Origin of the sequence: Actinoplanes sp. NBRC 101535, assembly GCF_030269225.1 — a bacterium.
Taxonomy (GTDB): Bacteria; Actinomycetota; Actinomycetes; order Mycobacteriales; family Micromonosporaceae; genus Actinoplanes; species Actinoplanes rectilineatus.
In genome coordinates this window covers 1-20922 of record NZ_BSSY01000023.1, presented here as the reverse complement: position 1 = coordinate 20922, position 20922 = coordinate 1, and the positions used below count along the sequence as shown (strand labels likewise).

Genomic DNA, 20922 nt, shown 5'->3' with positions numbered 1-20922 from the left:
TGAGCGGTTGCCGGGGGGAGGCGCCCGCCGGCACGCCGGGGCTGCCGCACCGCCCGATCCGGCATGGGTCACCCCTGGACCGGGACCTCCGGCCCTGCCCCGAATGACAGTCATCGCGATAACACGGTGAGTGAGGGCGGGACTGCCCGCCATCGGATCGGATGAGGGCGAGGTACGACGATGTCCCGCTACGTCTTCGATTTCAACGACGGCAACAAGGAACTTCAGGACCTGCTCGGCGGCAAGGGCGCCAACCTCGCGGAGATGACCCGGATGGGCTTGCCGGTGCCGCCCGGTTTCACCGTCACCACCGATGCGTGCCGCGCCTATCTGCGGACAGGCGCCCTGCCGGACGGGCTGTTCCAGGAGGTGGAGGACCATCTGCGGCTGATCGAGGCCCGGCTCGGGCGCCGTCTCGGCGACTCGGCCGACCCGCTGTTGCTGTCGGTGCGCTCCGGTGGCCGGTTCTCCATGCCCGGCATGATGGAGACCATCCTGGACATCGGGCTCAACGACACCACCGTGCTCGGGCTGGCCCGGCGCAGCGGCGACGAACGGTTCGCCTGGGACTCCTACCGCCGGCTGATCCAGATGTTCGGCAAGACCGTGTTCGGGGTGCCGGGTGAGCAATTCGATGCCGAGCTGGCCGCGGCGCGGGAGGCTGCGGGCGTCGCCACCGACGCGGAACTCGGCACGGCGGCGCTGCGGGAACTGGTCGCGGCCTATCAGAAACGCTTCTTCGCGTACGCCGGACGTGATTTTCCGCAGGCCCCGCACGAGCAACTCTACTCGGCGATCACCGCGGTCTTCGCCTCCTGGAACACCGAACGGGCCGTACTCTACCGCCGCCAGGAACACATCCCGGGGGATCTCGGGACCGCGGTGAACGTGATGGCGATGGTCTTCGGCAACCATGGAACGAACTCCGGCACCGGCGTGGCGTTCACCCGGGATCCGGCGACCGGCCGGCGCGGCGTGTACGGCGACTACCTGCCCAACGCCCAGGGCGAGGACGTGGTGGCCGGGATCCGTAACACCGTCGGTTTGGACGAGCTCGCCCGGATGGACCCGGCCAGCCACGCCCGCCTGTTGTCGATCATGGAGAAGCTGGAGCTCCGCTACCGCGACCTGTGCGACATCGAGTTCACCATCGAGGACGGCAAACTGTGGATGCTGCAGACCCGGGTCGGCAAGCGGACCCCGGCTGCCGCCTTCGTGATCGCCGCCCAGCTGGCCGGCGAGGGGCTGATCACCGACGACGAGGCGCTGCTACGGGTCACCGGCGGCCAACTGGCGCACCTGATGTTCCCGGCCTTCGACACCACGAACGCCCCGGCACCGCTGGCCATCGGTGTGCCCGCCTCGCCGGGCGCCGCCTCCGGCACGGTCGTCTTCGACTCGGCGGCGGCCGCCGCAGCGACCGGCCCGGTGATCCTGGTCCGGCACGAGACGAACCCGGACGACCTGCCCGGCATGATCGCCGCCCAGGGCATCCTGACCAGCCGCGGTGGCAAGACCTCGCACGCCGCCGTGGTCGCCCGGGGTATGGGCAAGACCTGTGTCTGCGGCGCCGAGGACCTGGAGGTCGGACCGTCCTCGTTCCGGGTCGGCGACACCGTGGTGTCCGAGGGGGACGTGATCTCGATCGACGGCACCACCGGCCGGGTCTACCCGGGTGAGCTCCCCGTCCGCCCGAGCGCGGTGGTGCGCTGGTTCGAGGGTGAGCTGCCGTCCACCGGTGATCCGCTGCTGACCGCGGTCGAGCGGCTGACCGGGCACGCGGACACGGTGGCGAAGCTGGCGGTGCACGCCAACGCCGACACCGCCGCGGACGCCGAGCGGGCCCGCCGCTTCGGGGCCGCCGGGATCGGGCTGTGCCGCACCGAGCACATGTTCCTCGGCGAACGCCGGGAGCTGGTGGAACGTCTGATCCTGGCGACCGGTGACGAGGAGCGCCAATCCGCGCTGGCCGAACTGCTGCCGCTGCAGCGCGACGACTTCACCGCGGTGCTCGCCGCGATGGACGGCCTGCCTGTCACCATCCGGTTGATCGACCCGCCGCTGCACGAATTCCTGCCGTCGTTGGAGGAGCTGACCGACCGGGTCGCCCGGGCGCAGGCCCGCGGCGAGGATCCCGGACACGACGGGCGGCTGCTGGTCGCGGTGCGCCGCATCCACGAACAGAACCCGATGCTCGGCCTGCGCGGCGTACGCCTGGGACTGATGGTCCCCGGCCTGTTCGCGATGCAGGTGCGGGCAGTGGCACAGGCGGCCGCGGCCCGGGCCGCCGCGGGCGGCGACCCCCGGCCGGAGATCATGGTTCCGCTGGTCGCCTCGGTCCGGGAGCTGGAGCTGGTACGTGCGGAGGCCTCACAGGTCCTGTCCGCGGTGGAGGGTGTACCGCCGATCCGGATCGGCACGATGATCGAGGTGCCGCGAGCCGCGCTGACCGCCGGCGAGATCGCGCCCGCCGCCGACTTCTTCTCCTTCGGCACCAACGACCTGACTCAGATGGCCTGGGGCTTCTCCCGCGACGACGTGGAGGGCGCGTTCTTCGGGCGTTACCGGGAACTGGGCGTCTTCGCCACCTCGCCGTTCGAGACGATCGACGTGGCGGGGGTCGGCGAGCTGGTGCGCACGGCGGTGCACAGGGGCCGTTCCGTCCGGCCGGACCTTGTCGCCGGCGTCTGCGGTGAACACGGCGGCGACCCGGACTCGGTGCGGTTCTTCCACGATGCCGGCCTGAACTACGTGTCCTGCTCTCCCTTCCGGGTGCCGGTCGCCCGGTTGGAGGCGGGCCGCGCCGCGGTCGGCGACGGTCCGGTCTCCGACAGCCGGTAGGAGCGGGTGATGCGCGAGATGTTCGACGAGCGGCAGGCCGTACGCCCGGTCCTGGTCGGCCGACGCGAGGTCGGGGCGTACGCCACCGGCCCCGGCGGCCCCGTGTTCGTCCCGGTGGTGGACGTGACCGCGATCGTCGTCGCGTCCACCACCGCGGTCACGGTGATCGCCGTGGTCACGGCCGCCGGCCTGGCCCTCCGCCGACGGCCCGCTGTCGGTGCCGTGACCATGGGGCACGGCGGCTGGGTGAGTGTGCGGCACGGCGACGCCCCCGCCCTGCGGGCCGCTCGCGCCGGCGACCGGCCATGGTGGGCACGTCTGCTGCGCGCTCGTCGCCTGGTCGTCGGACGGTGACGGCCGGCGAGCCGGTCACCCTCGGCGACGGCTGCACGACAGGAGGATGTGCCGGGCCCCGGGTCGCGGTTAGCCTGAGCGCGTGCCGGAGCAGATTCCGCCGTCCCTCGGCCTTCGCCCGCTGTCGCGCATCCGTCTCGACGAGCTGTTGCACGAGATGCAGAACCGAGTCGGTGACATCGTGGCCAGCCGGGAACGGCTGCGCGCCCTGCTGGACGCGGTGGTCGGCATCGGCAGCGACCTCGACCTGCGCAGCACCCTGGAACGCATCGTCGAGGCGGCCTGCGCGCTGGCCGGCGCCCGGTACGGCGCGCTGGGCGTCCTGGCACCGGCCAACGACAGCCTGTCGGACTTCATCACCTACGGAATCGACCCGGCGACACACGCGACGATCGGGGACCTCCCCCACGGACGGGGCGTGCTCGGCTTGCTGATCACCGACCCCGAACCGGTTCGGTTGCCGGACATCACCCAGCATCCGGACTCGTTCGGGTTCCCCGCCGAGCATCCTCCGATGCACAGTTTCCTCGGCGTTCCGGTGCGTACCCATGATCAGGTCTTCGGAAATCTCTATCTGGCGGAGAAGCAGGGCGCCAAGGAGTTCGGCGACGACGACGAGGAGATCGTGGTGGCGCTGGCCGCCGCGGCCGGTGTCGCCATCGACAACGCCCGTCTGTTCGAGCTCGCCCGGCGCCGGCAGCGGTGGCTGGAGGCGACCGCCGAGATCACCGGCGTGCTGCTGGGCACGGTGCGCCGGGCCGAGGCGCTACGCCTGATCACCACCCGGGTACGCGAGATGACCGGCGCCGAGCTGGCTCTGATCCTGCTCTACGACGCGGCGGCCGGGCGGTGGACGATCGAGGTCGCCGACGGCGCCGACCCGGATGATGCCGCGATGGCCGGCTGTCACCTGCCCGCCGATGCCGCGGACGCCGGACGGTTCAGCCGGGAGCGGATCCGTACGATCACGAACCTGCGCACCGCCGCCGCGTGGCCGGGCCGGGTGCCGGACGGGCCGGCCCTGGCAGTCCCACTGACCGCCTCCGACGAGTTGCAGGGTGTCCTGATCGTCAGCCATCCGGAGGGCCGGCCGCCCAGCGACGAGGACGTGGTCCAGTTGTCCACCTTCGCCGGACAGGCCGCGCTCGCCCTGGACCGCGCCCAGGCACAGGCCGAGCGCGAGCAGTTCGCGGTGCTCTCCGACCGTGAACGCATCGCCCGCGACCTGCATGACGTGGTGATCCAACGGCTGTTCGCCACCGGGCTGCAGTTGCAGGGCGCCGCCCCGCAGGCCGGCAGCCCGCAGACCGCTGCCCGGATCAACGCGGCCATCGACGAGCTGGACGCCACGATCCGCGACATCCGGCAGTCCATCTTCGCGCTGCGCGCGCCGCTCGGCTCGTCGCTGCGTGCCGATCTGCGGCGGGAGGCCGAGGCGGCCACCGTCACGCTGGGGTTCGCACCGACGGTGGAGACGTCCGGGCCGGTCGACAGTGCGGTGCCCGGCGAGCTCGCCGCCGACGTGCTGGCCGTGGTGCGGGAAGCGCTGGCCAACGTGGCTCGGCATGCGCGGGCCGGACGGGTCACGGTGACGGTGCATGCCGACGGCCGCCGGGTGCTTCTGATCATTCGCGACGACGGTGTCGGCACCGACCCCGGGGCGGCCCGGGGCGGTCTGGTCAATCTGGCCCACCGCGCCCGGGACCGCAACGGCTCCTTCGAGGTCCGCCCGGCGGAGGAGGGACCCGGCACGGAACTCGTCTGGTCGGTTCCGGTGCCACCCGGCCGCTGAAAACGTTCCGTGGTCAGGGTGCGAAGCCCGTCCGCGTAGTGACTTCAGACGCGCTGGGCACCCCACATCACCACGCGGGTGGTGGGGCGTGGTGAGTGCGGCCGCGCTACGGGCCCCGAGTCACCACACGGACGCTGACCACTGAACGTGTCCGACGGCGGGACCTTCGGCCCTTCCCGCATCCATCGATGCTGATCAAAATCAGGGGGAACGACTAGGGAGGGGCCATGCACACTCCGACGATCGTCGTCGCCGCCGACGGCACCGAGCCCGGCCGTGCGGCCGTCCTCTGGGCCGCCGCCGAGGCACACCGCACCAACCTGCCCCTGACCGTCGTCCACGTGCTCGACTGGGACTGGTCCACCTCCCGGTACGACTTCGGCGGCAACCGGTTCGAGACGGCCCGCCGCCTCGCCGAGGGCGTCGCCGCCGCCGCGGCGCGGGAGGCCCGCGAGGCGGTCCCGGACATCACGGTCTACACCGAGGTGGTGATCGGCAACCCGGCGGCCCAGATCATCATCGCCTCGGAACACGCCGAACTGCTGGTCCTCGGCCACCGCGGCGCGGGCGGCTTCGCCGGGCTACGACTCGGCTCGGTCAGCCAGCGAGTGGCCGTCCACACCCACTCCCCGGTCGTCGTGGTCCGCGGCCGCCCCGGCGAACCGACCGGCCCGATCGCGGTGGGCGTGGACGACTCCCCCCACGCCGACCACGTGCTGGAGACGGCGTTCACCGCCGCCCGCCGGCACGGCACCGGCCTGGTGGCGGTCCGCTCGTACCTGCCGGTCTACCTGGGCCGCTTGCCCGTCACGGAGGTCCGCACCCCGGACCAGGACGAGGCCGAACGCGCCAAGGTGATCGAGCAGCTCGCACCGTGGCGCACGAAGTACACCGACGTCCCGGTCGAGATCCTCATCTCGCACGACAGCGCCGCAGCCGTCCTCACCGGCGTCTCGCACGGCGCCCAACTGGTGATCGTCGGCAGCCACGGCCACGGCGTGATCACCGGAACGCTGCTCGGCTCCACCGGGCTGCAACTGCTGCACCACGCCGACTGCCCCGTCCTGATCGTGCGCCGGCCCACCCGGCGTGAACAGCGGCGACAGCCAACGGCGGAATCGCCGCTCTGAACGGTGAGACGACGCGGCCCGCCCGATCGTCACGGCGGGTCGGCCGACCTGGTCGCGTAGGCCGGCTTCACGAAGGGACGGTCGGCGGCCGAGCCCGTCGACCATCGTGGTGGGGTGCTCCTCGTCGACCTGACGCGCCGCAGCACTCAGGGGCGGGGCGGCGGACGTGTCGCCTCGCCGCCGGGGTGACGCAAGAGTGTCCGCCGCCCCGGGCGGGTCAGCTCTGAAGCTGGAGGGTCCGGCCGAAGCCGAGGCGGTGCACGAAGGTCTCCCGGGTGAGGTCCGCGAACGCCATCACGTGGTCGACACCGGCCTCGGTGAAGTCGACGACCGTACGGAAGGGTTTCGTGCCGCGCGGCAGGGCGAGCACCCGGGCGATCTCGTCGGCGACCCGCTGCGGGTTCGGGTCGATGCCCGGGCGGACCAGGCTCGCGGTGGCCGCCTCGTTGCGGGCGACGAGTTCGTCGAGCATCGCGTACGCGGCGGTGACCTCGGCGTCGGAGGCGCGGCTCGCGTTCGGGAAGTGCGCGGTGCCCTGAGTGATGGCGCCCGGCATCACGATGCTGGTCTCGATGCCGAACTGGGACGCCTCGTACGACGTGACCACGGCGAGCGCGTCGAAGGCGGCCTTGGAGGCGACATACGGTCCGAGGAACGGCGGCGTGGTGACGATGATGGTGCTGCCGACGTACAGCAGGGTGCCGGAGCGCTGTTCCCGCAGGTAGGGCAGGGCTGCCCGGTTGACGCGGTGGGCGCCGACCGCGTTGACGTCGATGAGGTGTGTCAGGTCGTCGTCGGTGAACGCCTCGACGTAGCCGACGTACAGATGCCCGGCGTTGTTGATCACGACGTCGAGGTGGCCGGCCTGCTCGACCACGGTACGCACGGCGGCGTTCGCGGATTCCTGTGAGGTGACGTCGAGTTCCACGACGTGCAGGTTGTCGACGGCGGCGAACCCCGCCACGGTGGCGGCGCCGTCCGGGCTGGTCAGGGAACGCATGCTCGCGTACACCTGATGTCCTTGACCGGCGAGGGTCAGGGCGGTGAGGCGGCCGATGCCGGTGCTGGATCCGGTGATGAGAACCACGGACATGAGAAGACCCTCCAAAGATGTGGACCAGCTGTCCATATATAGGTAGCACTATAAAGACAACGTGTCCACTAAACTGGGATCCATGACTGACAAGGCCGCCCCGCGGCGCGGACGTGGCCGGCGACCAGCCGACGAGGTACGAGCGGGAGTCCTGCGCGCCGCCGCCGACCTGCTGCTCCAGGAGGGGATCAGGGCCGTCACCTTCGACCGGGTGGCCGCCGCGGCCGGATCCAGCAAGATGACCCTCTACAAGTGGTGGCCGTCGACGGGCGCACTCGCCGCCGAGGCGTACTTCGCCCACAGCGAGCACCAGCTCGAGTTCCCCGACACCGGCGACATCCGCAGGGACCTCGTCGCGCAGTTGTGCGCGTTCGTCCGCCTGCTCAACCACGCGAACACCGGTCCGGCCATCGCCGGGCTGATCGGCATGGCCCAGACCGATCCGGAACTGTCCGCGGCGTTCTCCGAGCGCTACTCCGCCCCACGGCGCGCGCTCGCCCTGGCCGCGTTCGAGAAGGCCCGCGACCGTGGGCAACTCCGCGACGACATCGACCTCGGCATCCTCGTCGACCAGCTCTGGGGGGCCTGCTACAACCGCCTGCTCATCCCGGACGCCCCGCTGACCGAGGACTACGCGATCGCCCTCGTCGACAACGCACTCGACGGCGCGTCCCACCGGGGCCGCACCGCGGAACAGACATGACGACGCGGATCCGGCTCACGGCCGTCGCCGCCGCGTGCGCGGTGGCGGGCGGCGCCGGCACGATGATGTTCACGCTGGCCGCCGGGCCCGAACCCTGGTGGCAGGGCTATGTCAGCGAATCCGGCACCGCCGGTCAGCCCTACGCGCTCCCCTATCGCTGGGGACTGATCACGCTGGCCCTCGGCGTCGCGTCACTGAGCGCGACCTGGGCTGCGGCACCGGGCCGTTCCGCGCCGCCTGCCGAGATGCGGCTCCGGCTCACGAGGATTCCGTACGCCCGAAAGTGGCTGCTCGACGGCACGGCGACGGTGTGGGCCCTCGCCGTCGCCGCCGTCCTCGCCGCGGTGTCGGGAGCGGTGCCGTGCAGCCACGAGTGCCCGCTGCCACCCTACGAACCGACGACCGTCGCCGATGTCGTCCACGCGGCGGCGAGTGTCGTCGGCATGGTGGTGCTGGCCGCCGCGATGGCGACGATGTGGCTGTCGGCCGCGGACCGGGCCGTCCGGTGGCTCGCGGGCACCGCGGTCCTGCTGATGGTGCCGCTCGGGGCCCTGCTGGCGGGGACCATGCTGATCGTGGGGCGAGCACCGGTCGGCGCCGTCGTGGAACGCCTGGTGCTCCTGATCGCCGTGGCCTGGCTGATCGGCGTCGCGCTGCTCATCACCCGTACGGCTGGAGAGAACGTGAACGCCGATCGATGCTCCGCCGCGAGGACCAGGTCACCGAAGTCGTCCTCCGGAGGACGACGGGCCGCGGACATACCCTGACGAGTCGCCGAGCCGCAGGAGAGGCGATCGACATCAGGGAGTGGACCGACTCGCGCAGCTCGGCGCCAGGATGTCAGGCCTCCAGCGGCTTGAGCCAGGTGGCCTCGAGGTCGCCGCTGACCAGTTCGGGCAGCTTCCCGAAGTAGTCCTGCATGAACGGCTGCTGGACGTGGCGCAGCAGGTCCGCGCCGGTGGACCAGCGCTCGTAGAACGCGAACGCGCCCGGCTCCGCGGCGGTCGTGTGCACCGAGTACTGCTCGTAGCCCTGCTCCTGACGGACCAGCGGGATGATCGATGAGATCAGGTCTGCCAGGTCCTGCTCGCGGCCGGGTGTGGCCCGGGCGTATCCGTAGACGGCGACCGGGGTGGTCGAGGCCAGCACGTCGGCGGGCAGCAGGCCGTCGGGAACGGTGTCTTCGGTGGTGCTCATTGTGGTGTTCCTTTCGCCGGGCCGGACGTGGTGCGCCGGCCGTCAACGAGAACCCTATGAGCCACCGGAGAGAGGTTCCATGACAGAAAGAGCCAAGAAAATATCCAAAACGTTCACGTACGCTGCGCCCATGGATGTTCTCTCGGACGTGCTCGCCATCTCCGGGGTGCGCGGTTCAGCCGGCGCCCGCATCGGCGCCTGCGGCAGCTGGGGTGTCGCCTGGTCCGCCGACCAGGACGCCGCGTTGTACGCGGTGACCGCCGGCACCGCCTACCTGACCCCCGACGGTGAGCCGGAGCGGCTGCTCACCCCCGGCGATGTCGTGCTGCTGCCCACCGGCGTCCCGCACGTGCTCTCCAGTGAGCCGGGCGTCGAGGTGCACGCCTGTGACACCCGGGCGGCGCTGCAGGCCCGCCGCGACGGAGGCCTGCTGCGGTTCGGTGACGGCGAGGCGCACACCCAGATCCTGGGGGCCGGCTACTCGCACGACGCGGTGACGTCGGTCCCGGTGCTGACCCTGCTGCCGGACGTCATCCACATCCGGGCCAGCGCCGCCGACCCGGACCTCGCCGACACGGTCCGGCTGCTGGGCCGCGAGCTGGCCCGGCCCCGCGCCGCGACGGCGGTCCTGCTGGACCGGCTCGTCGACGTCCTGCTCATCCAGGTCCTGCGCGCCTGGCTCGACTCCGGCACCAGCCCCGACATCTCCTGGTGGGGAGTCCTGCGCGATCCGCTGCTGCACCAGGCGGTCACCCGCATCCACGAGGAACCCGCCCGGGACTGGACCACCGCTTCCCTGGCCCGCGAGGCCGCCGTGTCCGCCAGCACCTTGAACCGGCGGTTCCTCGCGGCCACCGGTGAGACCCCGGGCGCGTACCTCACACGGTGGCGCATGACGCTCGCGGCCAAACACCTGCGCGACACCGACGCGACGCTCGAGGCCGTCGCGGAGAAGGTCGGATACACCTCGGTGTACGCGTTCAGCCGCGCCTTCCGCCGCGAGCGGCACCTGCCACCGGCCCGGTTCCGGAAGTCGGTGTCCCTCTGAACGGAACGATCAGTCGTCCTCGGTCTTGGTGAGGACCGTGAAGGCGGCGTCGAGGTCGACGTCCCACTCCTTGCCGGCGGCGTCGCGCACCTCGGCCTCGTAGGCGACACCCTGGTCGTCGCCCGCCTCGACGTCGAGGACCGTGCCGCCCGGGAACGCCGCGAGCACGGCCTTCTCGGCGTCGCCGCGCTGGACGTCGGTCAGGGCCGGTTCGGCGGCGCCGTCGGTGTCCGGCGTCTCGGCCTGCTGGCTCAGAACCTTCAGATCCTTGTCGAGTACGACGTCCACCTCGGAGCCGTCGGCCTTGCGGACCTCGACCTCGTACGCCTCGCCCGGGTCGTCGCTGCTCTCCACGTCGACGACGGTGCCGCCGCCCACCGCCTGTACCGCGGCGTTGCCGACGCGGTCCCGGTCGGCGCCGGTCACGTCGGTGCCGGCGTTCGCGGCGGTGGCCCACACCCCGCCGCCGACGGCGAGGGCGGCGACGGCCGCGGAGGTGACGATGACGCGCTTGCTGCGGAGCTTGGCGGTGTTCATGAGTGCCTGGCCTTTCCCGTTGGTCAACTAGGTACTCACACCATGCGGGATCGTTCCTGAATCTCACCTGAACGCGGAAACCGCACGACGAAACAGGCGCCGCCCAGCGCCGACGGGGAGACCGCGACCGTCCCGCCGTGACCGGCCACGAGAGTGCGGACGATCGCCAGGCCGAGGCCGCTGCCGCCGTCGTCGCGGGCCCGGGCCTCGTCCAGGCGCACGAACCGTTCGAAGACCCGTTCGTGCTGGTCGGGTGGGATGCCGGGGCCGTCGTCGTCGATCGTGATCTCGACGGCTGACGGGTTCTCGCGGACACCGATCGTGATCCGGGCCGCGGCGTGCCGGGCCGCGTTGTCGGTCAGGTTCCGCAGGACCTGGGCGAGCGCGGTGGCGTCGCCGCGGATCCGGCCCGCGCCGACGCTGCTCGTGTCGACCGTCAGCCCCGTACGCGCGATGCGGTGGGCTTCTGCGAGGGCCAGATCGTCGAGGTCGACGTCGCGGAAGGCGCGCCCGGCACCGCCGTCGTCGGCCCGGGTGAGCAGGAGCAGCTGCTCGACCAGGCGTTGCAGGCGGGCCGACTCCTCGAGGACGGTGGTGGCCAGTTCGCCGTCGGGCAGCGCGCCCGGATGGCTCTGCGCGACCTCGGCCACCTGACGGATGCTCGCGACCGGGGACCGCAGTTCGTGTGAGGCGTCGGCTACGAACTCGCGCTGCCGGTCGCGGGAGTCCTGCAGACGGTCGAGCATCCGGTTCATGGTGCGGGCCAGCCGGCCGATCTCGTCACGTGTCGCCGGCTCGGGCACGCGGCGGTCCAGCCGGTCCCCGGTGATCACCTCCACCTCGCGCCGGATCCGTTCGACCGGGGCCAGCGCCCGCGACACCACCGTCCAGGTGGTTCCGCCGACAAGCAACACCAGCAGGGGTACGCCGAAAAGCAGTGGCGTCATCAGCGCTTCGGTCGAGTCGTCGACGTCGTCGAGCGAGATCGCGACCGACACCTGATAGCCGTCGCTCTCGTCGGTGACGACGAGTTCGTCGCCGGCATCGCCGGACGGGGGCTCACCGGACCGGACGACCGTGCCGTCCGGGGCGGTCAGCTGCCACCGGATGTCGTCGTCCTCATCGTCGTCGTCCGGCGCCCGTACCGTATCCGCCTGTTGCAGCAGGGCGGCCGCGCGCTGCTCCGCGGTGGCCTCCAGGCCGTCCCGCAGCGAGGCCCGCATCAGCACGACGAGGGCGACCGAGCCGACGACCAGGGCAGCCGCCACCACGAGGACGGCGGCGGCGGTCGTCCGCAACCGGACGTCAGCCACCGTCATGCGCCAGTCGGTAGCCCGCGCCGCGTACCGTCTCGATGGCATTTCGTCCGATCTTGTTCCGGAGATGGCCGATGTAGACCTCGACGATGTTGGGATCACCCTCGAAGTCGCCGTCCCACACGCCGTCCAGGATCTGCCGTTTGGAGAGCACGTCACCCGGGTGCCGGGCCAGGAAGTACAGCATCGAGAACTCGCGGGCGGTCAGCTCCACCTCGCTCCCGTCGCGCCACACCCGCCGGGCCGCCGGGTCGAGCCGCAGCTCCCCCACGGCCAGTTCGGTCGGCCGTTCCCGGGCGCCGCGCCGGGTCACCGCCCGCAGCCGCGCCACCAGCACCGGGAACGGGCACGGCTTGGTCAGGTAGTCGTCGGCGCCGGTGTCGAGCCCCTCCACCTGATCCCACTCACCGTCCTTGGCGGTGAGCATGAGGATCGGCGTCCAGTCCTCTTCCTTGCGCAGCGTGGCACAGACCTGATAGCCGTTGAGGCCTGGCAGCATGAGGTCGAGCAGGATCGCGTCGTACCTGTTCTCCCGGGCCAGCCACAACCCGTCCACACCGTTGTGGGCCACGTCGACGGCGAACCCCTGGGCCTCGAGCCCGAGCCGCAACGACCGGGCCAGCCGCTGTTCGTCGTCCACGACGAGAACCCGCATCAGGCCACCTCCTTCAGACGTCGACCCGCTATCTTCCCCCGCCGCCGCTGAACGTCACCGGAGAACCTCGGCGCGACCGGCCGGCGATCTTGCGGTCGACCGCCGGGGACGGCCGGCTGACCCGGCGACGATCAGGAGGGGAAGTCGGCTCCGCGGGAGAGCGCCTCGGACGCCTGGAGGTCGCGAAGTGTGGCGTTCAGGGTGGTCACTACCGCGTCGTAGCCGCCGCTTCCGAGGACCAGGCGGTGGGGTGGGGTCTCGGCGGCCATGGCGGCGAGCACCGCGCGTACCCCTCGGTCGGGGTCTCCCGGTTGGTTGCCGTTCTGGGCGATCATGGCGGTGCGGATCCTCTCCAGGGCCGGCCGGTATTCCGGAATGCTCTCGTCGACGGTTTCGGTGGCGAAACCGGCGTAGGCGCGGGTGCGGAAAGCGCCCGGCTCGACCGCCAGCACCTGAATGCCGCAGGGGGCCACCTCGTCGCGCAGCACGGCGGTGACGGCTTCGAGGGCGTGCTTGGCGGCGCTGTAATAGCCGAATCCCTCGATGCCACGGAGTCCGGCCACCGACGACATGTTGATGATCCAGCCGCTTCGCCGGGCCCGCATGCCGGGCAGCACCGCGCGCAGCACCGTCAGAACGGCGAAGAAGTTCAACTCGAAGAGGTTGCGTACGTCGTCGTCCGCCATTGCCTCGACCGACCCGAACCAGCCGCGGCCCGCGTTGTTGACCAGGACGTCGATACCGCCGAAGTGCTGCTCGGCGGCGTGTACCGCCTCGTCGACGCATTTCGGGTCGGTGACGTCCAACCGCAGGACCAGGACGCGGTCGCCGAAGGGGCGGGCCCACGCGTCGAGTTGGCCGGGCCGCCGGGCGGTCAGCGCCACCCGGTCGCCGTTCGCCAGCGCCGCCTCGGCGTACGCCATGCCGAAACCGCCGGGTGTGCCGCCGGTGATGAACCAGGTTTTGATCTCCATTGCTTCAGTGGAGGCCCTCCCCTCGGGGGAGGGTCAAACGCGACACTGTCCGGATGCGAGACGGCTTGACCATCGGGGAATTCGCGGCGCTCAGCCGCCTCAGCGTGCGGACCCTGCGCCGCTATCACGAGTCCGGGCTGCTGGAACCGGCAACGGTGGACCCGTTCACGAATTACCGCTACTACCAGTCCGCGCAGATCGGCACCGCGCAGGTCATCCATCGGCTCCGGCAGCTGGACGTGCCGTTGGCGGAGGTCCGGTCGATCCTCGCCGCCGAGGATCCGCACCAGCGTGCCGACCTGGTCGCCGGTCACCTGCGGCGGTTGGAGGAGGAACTCGACCGGACGCAGGCCGCGATCACGTCGCTGCGCCGGCTTCTGCGTCCCGGCCCCACACCGATCAAGGCCTACTTGGGTACGCTGCCCGCCCGCACGGTGGCGGCGATCAGCGCACCGGCCGTCCGGTTGGACGAGTCGCTGGACTGGTTCGACACCGCGATGGACGAGTTGGACGCGGCTTTCCCGCCCGCGGAACGCATCGGGGCGCCGGGCGGGGTCTACGCCAACGAACTGCTCACCGGGGGACGTGGTGCGATGACCGTCTTCCGGCCGGTCCGTCATCCTCGGGCGGAGGGCCGGATCGAGGTGCTGGAGTCCCCCGCGGTCGATCTGGCGGTGGCCGTCCATGTGGGCCCGCACGACGACATCGACGTCACCTATGGACTGCTCGGCGCGTGGGTCGCTTCGCACGCTCTCGGCGTCGCCGGCCCGGTGCACGAGACGTACGCGGTCGGTCCGCGGGACACCGCGGAGCCTCAGGCGTGGCGTACCGAGATCGGCTGGCCGGTGTTTCGACTGACCCCGGCACCGTGAGAGTCGCCTGCCGGGATATTGACGTATGCACAAGTACGCGTTGAGAATCGCTGGGAGAGCGCTCTCTAAGGCGCTGTCAGCCCGTCCCCCCTCTGACAGGCAGGACTTATGACATCCCCATCGTTGTTTGAGCGCAGCCGACGCGGGAGGGCCGCCGTCCTCGCCGCGACCCTCGGCATCACCGCCGTCGCGTCGGTCCCCGGCCCGGCCGCCGCCGCGGACATCCCGGCGTCGCAAGGTAGGCCCGCCACCGCCTCCTCCGTCGAAGCCGGCTTCACCGCGGCCGCCGCGGTCGACGGGGACGCCGGCACCCGCTGGTCCAGCACGTTCGCCGACCCGCAGTGGCTGCAGGTCGACCTGGGCAGCACCCAGTCGATCAACCAGGTGGTGCTGAACTGGGAGGCCGCGTACGCGTCGGCCTTCACCATCCAGACCTCCACCGACGCCGCCACCTGGACGAACATCACTCCGGTGACGGCCGGGCAGGTCGGCGTACAGAATCTGAACGTCTCCGGCAACGGCCGTTATGTGCGGATGAGCGGCACCACCCGCGCCACCCCGTACGGCTACTCGCTCTGGGAATTCCAGGTCTTCACCACCAACGGCGGGACGACACTGCCCACCTCGGACACCCCGGACTTCGGGCCGAACGTGCGGATCTTCGACCCGTCCACCCCGGCGTCGACCATCCAGACCGCGGTGGACAACACCTTCAACGCCCAGCTGCGCAGCCCGACCGCGCAGTTCGGCACCCAGCGTCAGGTGTTCCTGTTCAAGCCCGGCACCTACGGGCGGGTGTGGGCCAACGTCGGCTTCTACACCACCCTGGCCGGTCTCGGACTGAACCCCGACGACGTGACGATCAACGGTGCGGTCAACGTCGACTCCGGGTGGAACTACGGCGACGAGGCGAACGCGACCCAGAACTTCTGGCGCAGCATGGAGAACCTGTCGATCGTGCCGGAGGGCGGCGTCAACCGGTGGGCCGTCTCGCAGGCCGCCCCGATGCGCCGGGTGCACATCCGCGGCAACCTGACGCTGGCGCCGTCGAACCAGGACAACGGGCAGGGCTACTCCAGCGGCGGCTACCTGGCCGACTCGGTGGTCGACGGCGTGGTCTCGTCCGGTTCGCAGCAGCAGTGGTACACCCGGGACAGCAGGATCGGCAGCTGGGAGGGTGGCGTCTGGAACATGGTCTACTCCGGAGTGCAGGGCGCCCCGGCGAACGCGTTCCCCAACCCGCCGCACACCACCCTCGCCACCACGCCCGTCACGCGGGAGAAGCCCTATCTGTACGTGGACAGCGCCGGCCTCTACCGCGTCTTCGTGCCCGCCGTGCGCCGCAACTCCGCGGGCGCGAGCTGGCCCAACGCGGCCGGCACCTCGATCCCGATGCGGGAGTTCTACGTCGCCAAGCCCGGTGACAGCGCCGCCCGGATCAACTCGGCGCTCGCCCAGGGGCTGAACCTGTTCTTCACCCCCGGCACGTACTCGCTCGACCAGACGATTCGGGTCACCCGGGCGAACACGGTGGTCACCGGCATCGGGTTCCCGACTCTGATCCCGAACAACGGGGTCGAGGCCCTGAACGTCGCCGACGTCGACGGTGTCAAGGTGAGCGGCCTGACCTTCGACGCGGGCACCACCAACAGCCCGACCCTGATGAGCGTCGGCCAGGCCGGTGTGCACACCGACCACGCCGCGAACCCGATCAGCCTGCAGGACGTCTTCTTCCGGATCGGCAGCAGCGTCCAGGGCAAGGCGACCACCACCCTCGCCGTGCACGCCGACGACACCCTGATCGACCACATCTGGGCCTGGCGGGCCGACCACGGTGGCGCGCCGACCGGCTGGACGGTCAACACCGGCGACACCGGCCTGGTGGTCAACGGTGACGACGTGCTCGCCACCGGCCTGTTCGTCGAGCACTACCAGAAGTACGAGGTGATCTGGAACGGCAACCGCGGCCGGACGATCTTCTTCCAGAACGAGAAGCCGTACGACGTGCCGAACCAGGCTGCCTGGATCGGTCCGCGGGGGAACGGCTACGCCGCCTACAAGGTCGCCGACAGCGTCACCGACCACGAACTGTGGGGCGGCGGCTCGTACAGCTTCTTCAACGTCAACCCGAGTGTCCGGGTGGACCGGGCGTTCGAGGTGCCGGTCCGGTCCGGCGTGCGGCTGCACAGCATCCTCACCGTGTCCCTCGGTGACGTCGGCACGATCGCCAACGTCGTCAACGACACCGGCGGCGCCGTCCCGAACCCGGCCGGCAACACCGTCCCGCGCAACGTGGTGAACTACCCCTGACCTGCGTGCCGCCACGTTCTCCGGGTGGGTCTCGTCCCGCCCGGAGAACGCCGGCGGTGGTTCACGACGCCGCGGTGGCCAGGACCGGATAGTCGGTGTAGCCGCGGTGGTCGCCGCCGTAGAAAGTGCCCGGGTCGGGGTCGTTGAGCGGGGCACCGGCCCGGATCCGGGCGGGCAGGTCCGGGTTGGCCAGGGCGGCCGCGCCGACGGTGATGACGTCGGCCAGGCCCGCGTCGAGGTCGGCGATCCGGGTTTCCAGGGGTGTGCCGGCCCGGTTGAGCAGCAGCGCGGTCGGCCAGCCCGATCGCAGTCTCCCGAGCAGTTCGTCGTCACCGGCGTGGATCAGGTGCAGGTAGGCGAGGTTCAGCGGCGCCACCGCGTCGATCAGTGCCGGGTACAGCTCGTGGGTGTCGGTCTCGGTGATGTCGTTGTACGGGTTGCCGGGCGAGAGCCGCAGCCCGGTGCGGTCGGCCCCGATCTCCCCGGCCACCGCGGTGGCGACCTCGACCGCGAAGCGGATGCGGTTGGCGACGCTTCCGCCGTACGCGTCGGTGCGCCGGTTGGCGTTGGCCGCGAGGAACTGGTGGATCAGGTAGCCGTTGGCGCCGTGGATCTCGACGCCGTCGAACCCGGCCGCGACGGCGGACGCGGCCGCGTGCCGGAACTCGTCGACCACGCCCGCGATCTCGCCGGACTCCAGGGCCCGCGGGACGGGCATCTCCTGCGGTCCGGTCGCGGTGAACATGACACCCGCGGGGCGTACCGCCGAAGGGGCGACCGGCTGCCGGTGATGCGGGGTGTTGTCCGGGTGGGCGATCCGCCCGGTGTGCATGAGCTGCACGACGATCCGGCCGCCGGCGGCGTGCACCGCGTCGGTGACCTCCCGCCACCCGTCGATCTGGTCGGCGGTGTGGATGCCGGGGGTGAGCAGGTAGCCCTGGCCGTCCGCGGAGGGCTGGGTGCCCTCGGTGACGATCAGCGCCATCGACGCACGCTGGGCGTAGTACTCACGGTTGAGGTCGGTGGGCACACCGTCGGCGCGGGAGCGGTCGCGGGTCATCGGTGCCATCGCGAGCCGGTGCGGCAGGTCGATCGCGCCGACGGTGGTGGGGGTCCAGAGAGTCATCGGAGTTCGCTTTCTTGTGAGACAGAAGGTCAGGGAAGGACGACGATCTTGCCGGCGATCGCGCCGTGGAGGGTTTCGGCGTGCACCGAGGCCAGGTCGGCGAGCGGGACCCGGCGGGCGACGTCGACCCGCAGGTCACCGGCGTCGATCAGGGCGACCAGGCGGGCGAGTTGCTCGGAGTCGGGGCGGAAGAAGAGGTTGATGCCGCGGACACCACGGGCCTCGTCGGCCGGGGCGGGCATCCAGACCGTGGTGTTGACCGAGACACCGCCGTCGCGGATCAGGGCGGCGGTGGCGGCCAGTTGCTCCGGGTCGACCGGCGCGAGGTTGAGGACCACGTCGACCGGCTCGTCCAGGGTGGGCAGGCCGGGGGCGTGCACCTCGTCGGCGCCGGCGGCCTTGGCCTGGTCGGCGCTGCGCGGGCCGGCGGTGGCGATCACGTACGCGCCGGTGTTCTTGGCGAGCTGGACGGCGTAGCCGCCGACGACGCCGCCCGCGCCGTTGATGAGGATGCGCTGCCCCGCGGTCAGCCCGGCGTGGTCGAACAGCGCCTGCCAGGCGGTGAGGCCGACGACCGGGAGTGCGGCGGCGTCGGTCAGCGGGATGCCGGTGGGCGCGGCGGTCAGGATCGCGGCCGGGGCGATGACGAACTCGGCGGCAGCTCCGGGGCTGGTCAGCGGCAGGGCGCCGATGACCTGGTCGCCGACCGTGAGGCCCTCGACGCCGTCGCCGAGCGCGTCGACCGTGCCGGCGATGTCGATGCCCGGGGTGTGCGGCAGGACCACCGGGATCGGGCCCTGCATGCGGCCGGCCCGGATGTTGCCCTCGACCGGGTTGAACGACGTCGCCGCCACCCGGATCCGCACCTCACCGGCGGCCGGGACGGGCAGCTCGACGTCCTCGTAACGCAGGACGTCCGGGGTGCCGTACTCGTGGAAACGCACTGCCTTCATGACTGCCTCTTCTCGTAAGTTGCTTCGAACTCGAAGCACTCGTAAAACGTAGCATGCTTCGAGTTCGAAGCAATGTTGATGTGTTGTGAGCCGGGTTACAGCGAACGGAGCGTGACGTCGGTGGGCGAGCCTGGGACGGCCGCGAGGACCACCAGCAGCTGGCGGTCCACCGGATCCACCAGGGCCTGACGATGCAGAACCAGCTCGCCCAGCAGAACGTGCCGGTACCGCCAGACGGTCACCCCGTGCCGGCCGAACAGGACGATCGCCAGACGGTTCCGCAGCAGCACCTCGCCGCCACGGGAGAACACCGTCGCGGGACAGTGCGGCAGACGCTCGACGACGAGCCTCATGACCGGACCGACCCGGTTCTGCTGTTCCCGATTCACCACGTCAGCCTGGCGCGAGCCGCGACGCGAAGGAATGTCGCCGTCATCCATGGCATGACGGACCATGGCTGACGTCAGATCAGCCGACGGAGCTTCGCCTCGCTCGGTGAACCCGGATCGGCCATGAAGACCAGCAGCTCCTGCCCCTCGTCGGGGTCCACCAGCCGCCGGCTGTACAACTCCAGCTCCCCCAGCGCCGGATGCAGGTAGCGCTTGCGGTCCAGATGATGGGTCACGTCGACCTCGTGCAACCGCCAGACCTCGGCGAACTCGGGGCTGACCGCCAGCAGCGCGTCGACGATCTCGCCCGCTACGCCCACCGGATCAGCCGTGTACGCCGCCCGCAGGTCCACGGTGAAGACTCTGCCGCGTACCCCATGGTCTTCGACGGGGTAGATGTCCCGCTGGGACGGCTCGGTGAACCAGCGGTAGACCAGATAGCGGTCCATGCCGGTGAACCGGGTGTAGTCGCCGAACAGCGCCTTCGCCGCCGGGGTCTGCAGCAACGCCTCGCCGAACCGGGAGAAGACGATGGCGGGCGTGTCGGTCAGCTGTTCGGCGATGTGCAGGATGGCCGGGCTGACCAGGTCGTCCGTCGTGGCACGCCGCGGGGCGGCATGCCCGGCCAGGGCGAACAGGTGCCCCGCCTCCCCCGGGCTCAACCGCAGCGCGCGGGCCACCGCGGCCAGCATCTGCTCGGACGGCATCGGCCCACGCTTCTGCTCCAGCCGGGTGTAGTAGTCGGCCGACATGCCGGCCAGCACCGCGACCTCCTCACGCCGCAGCCCACCGGTACGCCGCCGGGAGCCCCGCGGCAGTCCGACCTCCTCCGGCTGCAGCTCCGCCCGGCGGGCCCGGAGGAAATCCGCCAGCAGGGCGCGGTCCACCGATTTCGCCACCCGTCAGCCGGCCTTCCTACGTGCCGCCCGGGGCTTGGCGGAGCGGGGCGGCACCGCGCGCATGTGCTCCCGGATCCGCCCCAGGACGGCACCGAACGCGGTGACGTCGTCGCCGGACAGGGGCGCGAACAACAACTGCTGGACCCGCTCGACGTGCCCGGGGAGAACATGGGCGACCAGCGCACGGCCGGCGTCGGTGACGGTCACGATGACGCTGCGCTCGTCGTCCGGCGACGGCGCACGGGTGATCAGGCCACGGTTGACCAGCAGTCCCGCCTGATAGGTGAGCCCGCTGCGGCTGTACACGACACCGTCCGCCAGATCGGTCATCCGCAGCCGGCCGTCGGGCGCGTCGGTCAGGCGGGCCAGGATCTGGAACTGCACGTAGCTGAGGTCGCCGTCGGCCCTCAGGTGCTCGTCCACCGCGTACTGGAGAAGGCTGCCCACCTCCACCAGAGCGAAGTACGCACCGAGTTGTTCCGCACTCAGGCCGGCTTCCGGGTCACTCACCGCACGATCGTACATGCTTTGAATTCGAAGTTCACTGCACCGATCAGCGATGATTGACCGCTATGAGGATCAAGAGCGCCGGACTCGCCGGTGTGCTGCTACCGGGATGCGGGCCAGTGCTCCGGCCTTCAGGCCGGGGGTGAAGGCCCGCGCTGGGAGGGCCGCCAGGCCCGAGCAGTGCCTTAACCGGGACGGTTCTGCTGCTCGGTGTACTGCTTCACGA

General features: G+C 71.1%; 20 protein-coding genes. 9 read left to right on the top strand and 11 right to left on the bottom strand.

What is annotated here, in order from left to right:
* The first annotated feature begins 180 nt into the window (after positions 1 to 180).
* The 4 genes from ppdK (at position 181) to QSK32_RS39570 (ending at position 6117) form a co-directional block, all read left to right on the top strand.
* Positions 181 to 2841 carry a pyruvate, phosphate dikinase gene (gene ppdK, locus QSK32_RS39585; protein ID WP_285474809.1) on the top strand — a complete coding sequence of 887 codons (2661 nt, stop codon included), beginning with the start codon at positions 181 to 183 and terminating at the stop codon, positions 2839 to 2841.
* Between the two features lie 9 nt (positions 2842 to 2850).
* The gene (locus QSK32_RS39580) at positions 2851 to 3195 is read left to right on the top strand and encodes a hypothetical protein (RefSeq protein ID WP_285474808.1); all 345 of its coding nucleotides are present in this window, start codon (positions 2851 to 2853) and stop codon (positions 3193 to 3195) included.
* An 82-nt stretch (positions 3196 to 3277) separates the two neighbouring features.
* Positions 3278 to 4987, top strand: coding sequence for a GAF domain-containing sensor histidine kinase (locus QSK32_RS39575; protein WP_502872590.1), 1710 nt, complete (start codon positions 3278 to 3280; stop codon positions 4985 to 4987).
* Positions 4988 to 5214: 227 nt separating this feature from the next.
* The gene (locus tag QSK32_RS39570) at positions 5215 to 6117 is read left to right on the top strand and encodes a universal stress protein (protein ID WP_285474807.1); all 903 of its coding nucleotides are present in this window, start codon (positions 5215 to 5217) and stop codon (positions 6115 to 6117) included.
* A 217-nt stretch (positions 6118 to 6334) separates the two neighbouring features.
* Here the strand turns inward: QSK32_RS39570 and QSK32_RS39565 are convergent, their stop codons facing one another.
* Positions 6335 to 7210: an SDR family oxidoreductase gene (locus QSK32_RS39565; protein WP_285474806.1), complete on the bottom strand. Its 876-nt coding sequence runs from the start codon at positions 7208 to 7210 to the stop codon at positions 6335 to 6337.
* An 82-nt stretch (positions 7211 to 7292) separates the two neighbouring features.
* Between QSK32_RS39565 and QSK32_RS39560 the strand changes: the two genes are divergently transcribed.
* Together QSK32_RS39560 and QSK32_RS39555 are read left to right on the top strand one after the other, a co-directional pair.
* Positions 7293 to 7913 carry a TetR/AcrR family transcriptional regulator gene (locus QSK32_RS39560; RefSeq protein ID WP_045745118.1) on the top strand — a complete coding sequence of 207 codons (621 nt, stop codon included), beginning with the start codon at positions 7293 to 7295 and terminating at the stop codon, positions 7911 to 7913.
* Complete coding sequence (locus QSK32_RS39555; RefSeq protein ID WP_285474805.1) at positions 7910 to 8680, top strand: DUF998 domain-containing protein; 771 nt, start codon at positions 7910 to 7912, stop codon at positions 8678 to 8680. The genes QSK32_RS39560 and QSK32_RS39555 overlap by 4 nt, the downstream gene beginning before the upstream one ends.
* A gap of 73 nt (positions 8681 to 8753) precedes the next feature.
* On the opposite strand, the gene QSK32_RS39550 is transcribed toward QSK32_RS39555, so the two are convergent.
* A complete protein-coding gene (locus tag QSK32_RS39550; protein WP_045745119.1) occupies positions 8754 to 9110 on the bottom strand; it encodes a putative quinol monooxygenase in 357 nt (118 codons plus the stop codon).
* A 130-nt stretch (positions 9111 to 9240) separates the two neighbouring features.
* Here QSK32_RS39550 and QSK32_RS39545 point away from each other — a divergent pair, with 130 nt between their 5' ends.
* On the top strand, positions 9241 to 10158 hold the full coding sequence (locus QSK32_RS39545) for an AraC family transcriptional regulator (RefSeq protein ID WP_285474804.1): 918 nt from the start codon (positions 9241 to 9243) through the stop codon (positions 10156 to 10158).
* A gap of 9 nt (positions 10159 to 10167) precedes the next feature.
* On the opposite strand, the gene QSK32_RS39540 is transcribed toward QSK32_RS39545, so the two are convergent.
* The 4 genes from QSK32_RS39540 to QSK32_RS39525 all read right to left on the bottom strand — a co-directional run bounded on the left by QSK32_RS39540 (position 10168) and on the right by QSK32_RS39525 (position 13640).
* Positions 10168 to 10722, bottom strand: a complete 555-nt coding sequence (locus QSK32_RS39540) for a PepSY domain-containing protein (RefSeq protein ID WP_157411267.1) — start codon at positions 10720 to 10722, stop codon at positions 10168 to 10170.
* An 8-nt stretch (positions 10723 to 10730) separates the two neighbouring features.
* Positions 10731 to 12014: a sensor histidine kinase gene (locus QSK32_RS39535; RefSeq protein WP_285474803.1), complete on the bottom strand. Its 1284-nt coding sequence runs from the start codon at positions 12012 to 12014 to the stop codon at positions 10731 to 10733.
* Complete coding sequence (locus tag QSK32_RS39530) at positions 12001 to 12666, bottom strand: response regulator transcription factor (RefSeq protein WP_045745122.1); 666 nt, start codon at positions 12664 to 12666, stop codon at positions 12001 to 12003. Before QSK32_RS39530 ends, QSK32_RS39535 begins: the two co-directional genes overlap by 14 nt.
* A gap of 131 nt (positions 12667 to 12797) precedes the next feature.
* Complete coding sequence (locus QSK32_RS39525) at positions 12798 to 13640, bottom strand: SDR family NAD(P)-dependent oxidoreductase (RefSeq protein WP_285474802.1); 843 nt, start codon at positions 13638 to 13640, stop codon at positions 12798 to 12800.
* A gap of 53 nt (positions 13641 to 13693) precedes the next feature.
* On the opposite strand from QSK32_RS39525, the gene QSK32_RS39520 reads away from it, so the two are divergent.
* Complete coding sequence (locus tag QSK32_RS39520) at positions 13694 to 14512, top strand: MerR family transcriptional regulator (protein WP_045745124.1); 819 nt, start codon at positions 13694 to 13696, stop codon at positions 14510 to 14512.
* Positions 14513 to 14635: 123 nt separating this feature from the next.
* Positions 14636 to 16822: a pectate lyase-like domain-containing protein gene (locus tag QSK32_RS39515; protein ID WP_285474801.1), complete on the top strand. Its 2187-nt coding sequence runs from the start codon at positions 14636 to 14638 to the stop codon at positions 16820 to 16822.
* A 61-nt stretch (positions 16823 to 16883) separates the two neighbouring features.
* Here the strand turns inward: QSK32_RS39515 and QSK32_RS39510 are convergent, their stop codons facing one another.
* The 5 genes from QSK32_RS39510 to QSK32_RS39490 form a co-directional block, all read right to left on the bottom strand.
* The gene (locus tag QSK32_RS39510; RefSeq protein WP_285474800.1) at positions 16884 to 17948 is read right to left on the bottom strand and encodes an alkene reductase; all 1065 of its coding nucleotides are present in this window, start codon (positions 17946 to 17948) and stop codon (positions 16884 to 16886) included.
* Positions 17949 to 17977: 29 nt separating this feature from the next.
* Positions 17978 to 18901 (bottom strand): NADP-dependent oxidoreductase, encoded by a 924-nt coding sequence (locus QSK32_RS39505; RefSeq protein ID WP_285474799.1) that lies wholly within the window; start codon positions 18899 to 18901, stop codon positions 17978 to 17980.
* 95 nt (positions 18902 to 18996) lie between these two features.
* Complete coding sequence (locus QSK32_RS39500; protein WP_157411268.1) at positions 18997 to 19254, bottom strand: hypothetical protein; 258 nt, start codon at positions 19252 to 19254, stop codon at positions 18997 to 18999.
* Positions 19255 to 19364: 110 nt separating this feature from the next.
* Positions 19365 to 20189, bottom strand: coding sequence for a helix-turn-helix transcriptional regulator (locus QSK32_RS39495; protein ID WP_342669806.1), 825 nt, complete (start codon positions 20187 to 20189; stop codon positions 19365 to 19367).
* A gap of 3 nt (positions 20190 to 20192) precedes the next feature.
* The gene (locus tag QSK32_RS39490; protein WP_045745145.1) at positions 20193 to 20699 is read right to left on the bottom strand and encodes a MarR family winged helix-turn-helix transcriptional regulator; all 507 of its coding nucleotides are present in this window, start codon (positions 20697 to 20699) and stop codon (positions 20193 to 20195) included.
* Positions 20700 to 20922: the final 223 nt, after the last annotated feature.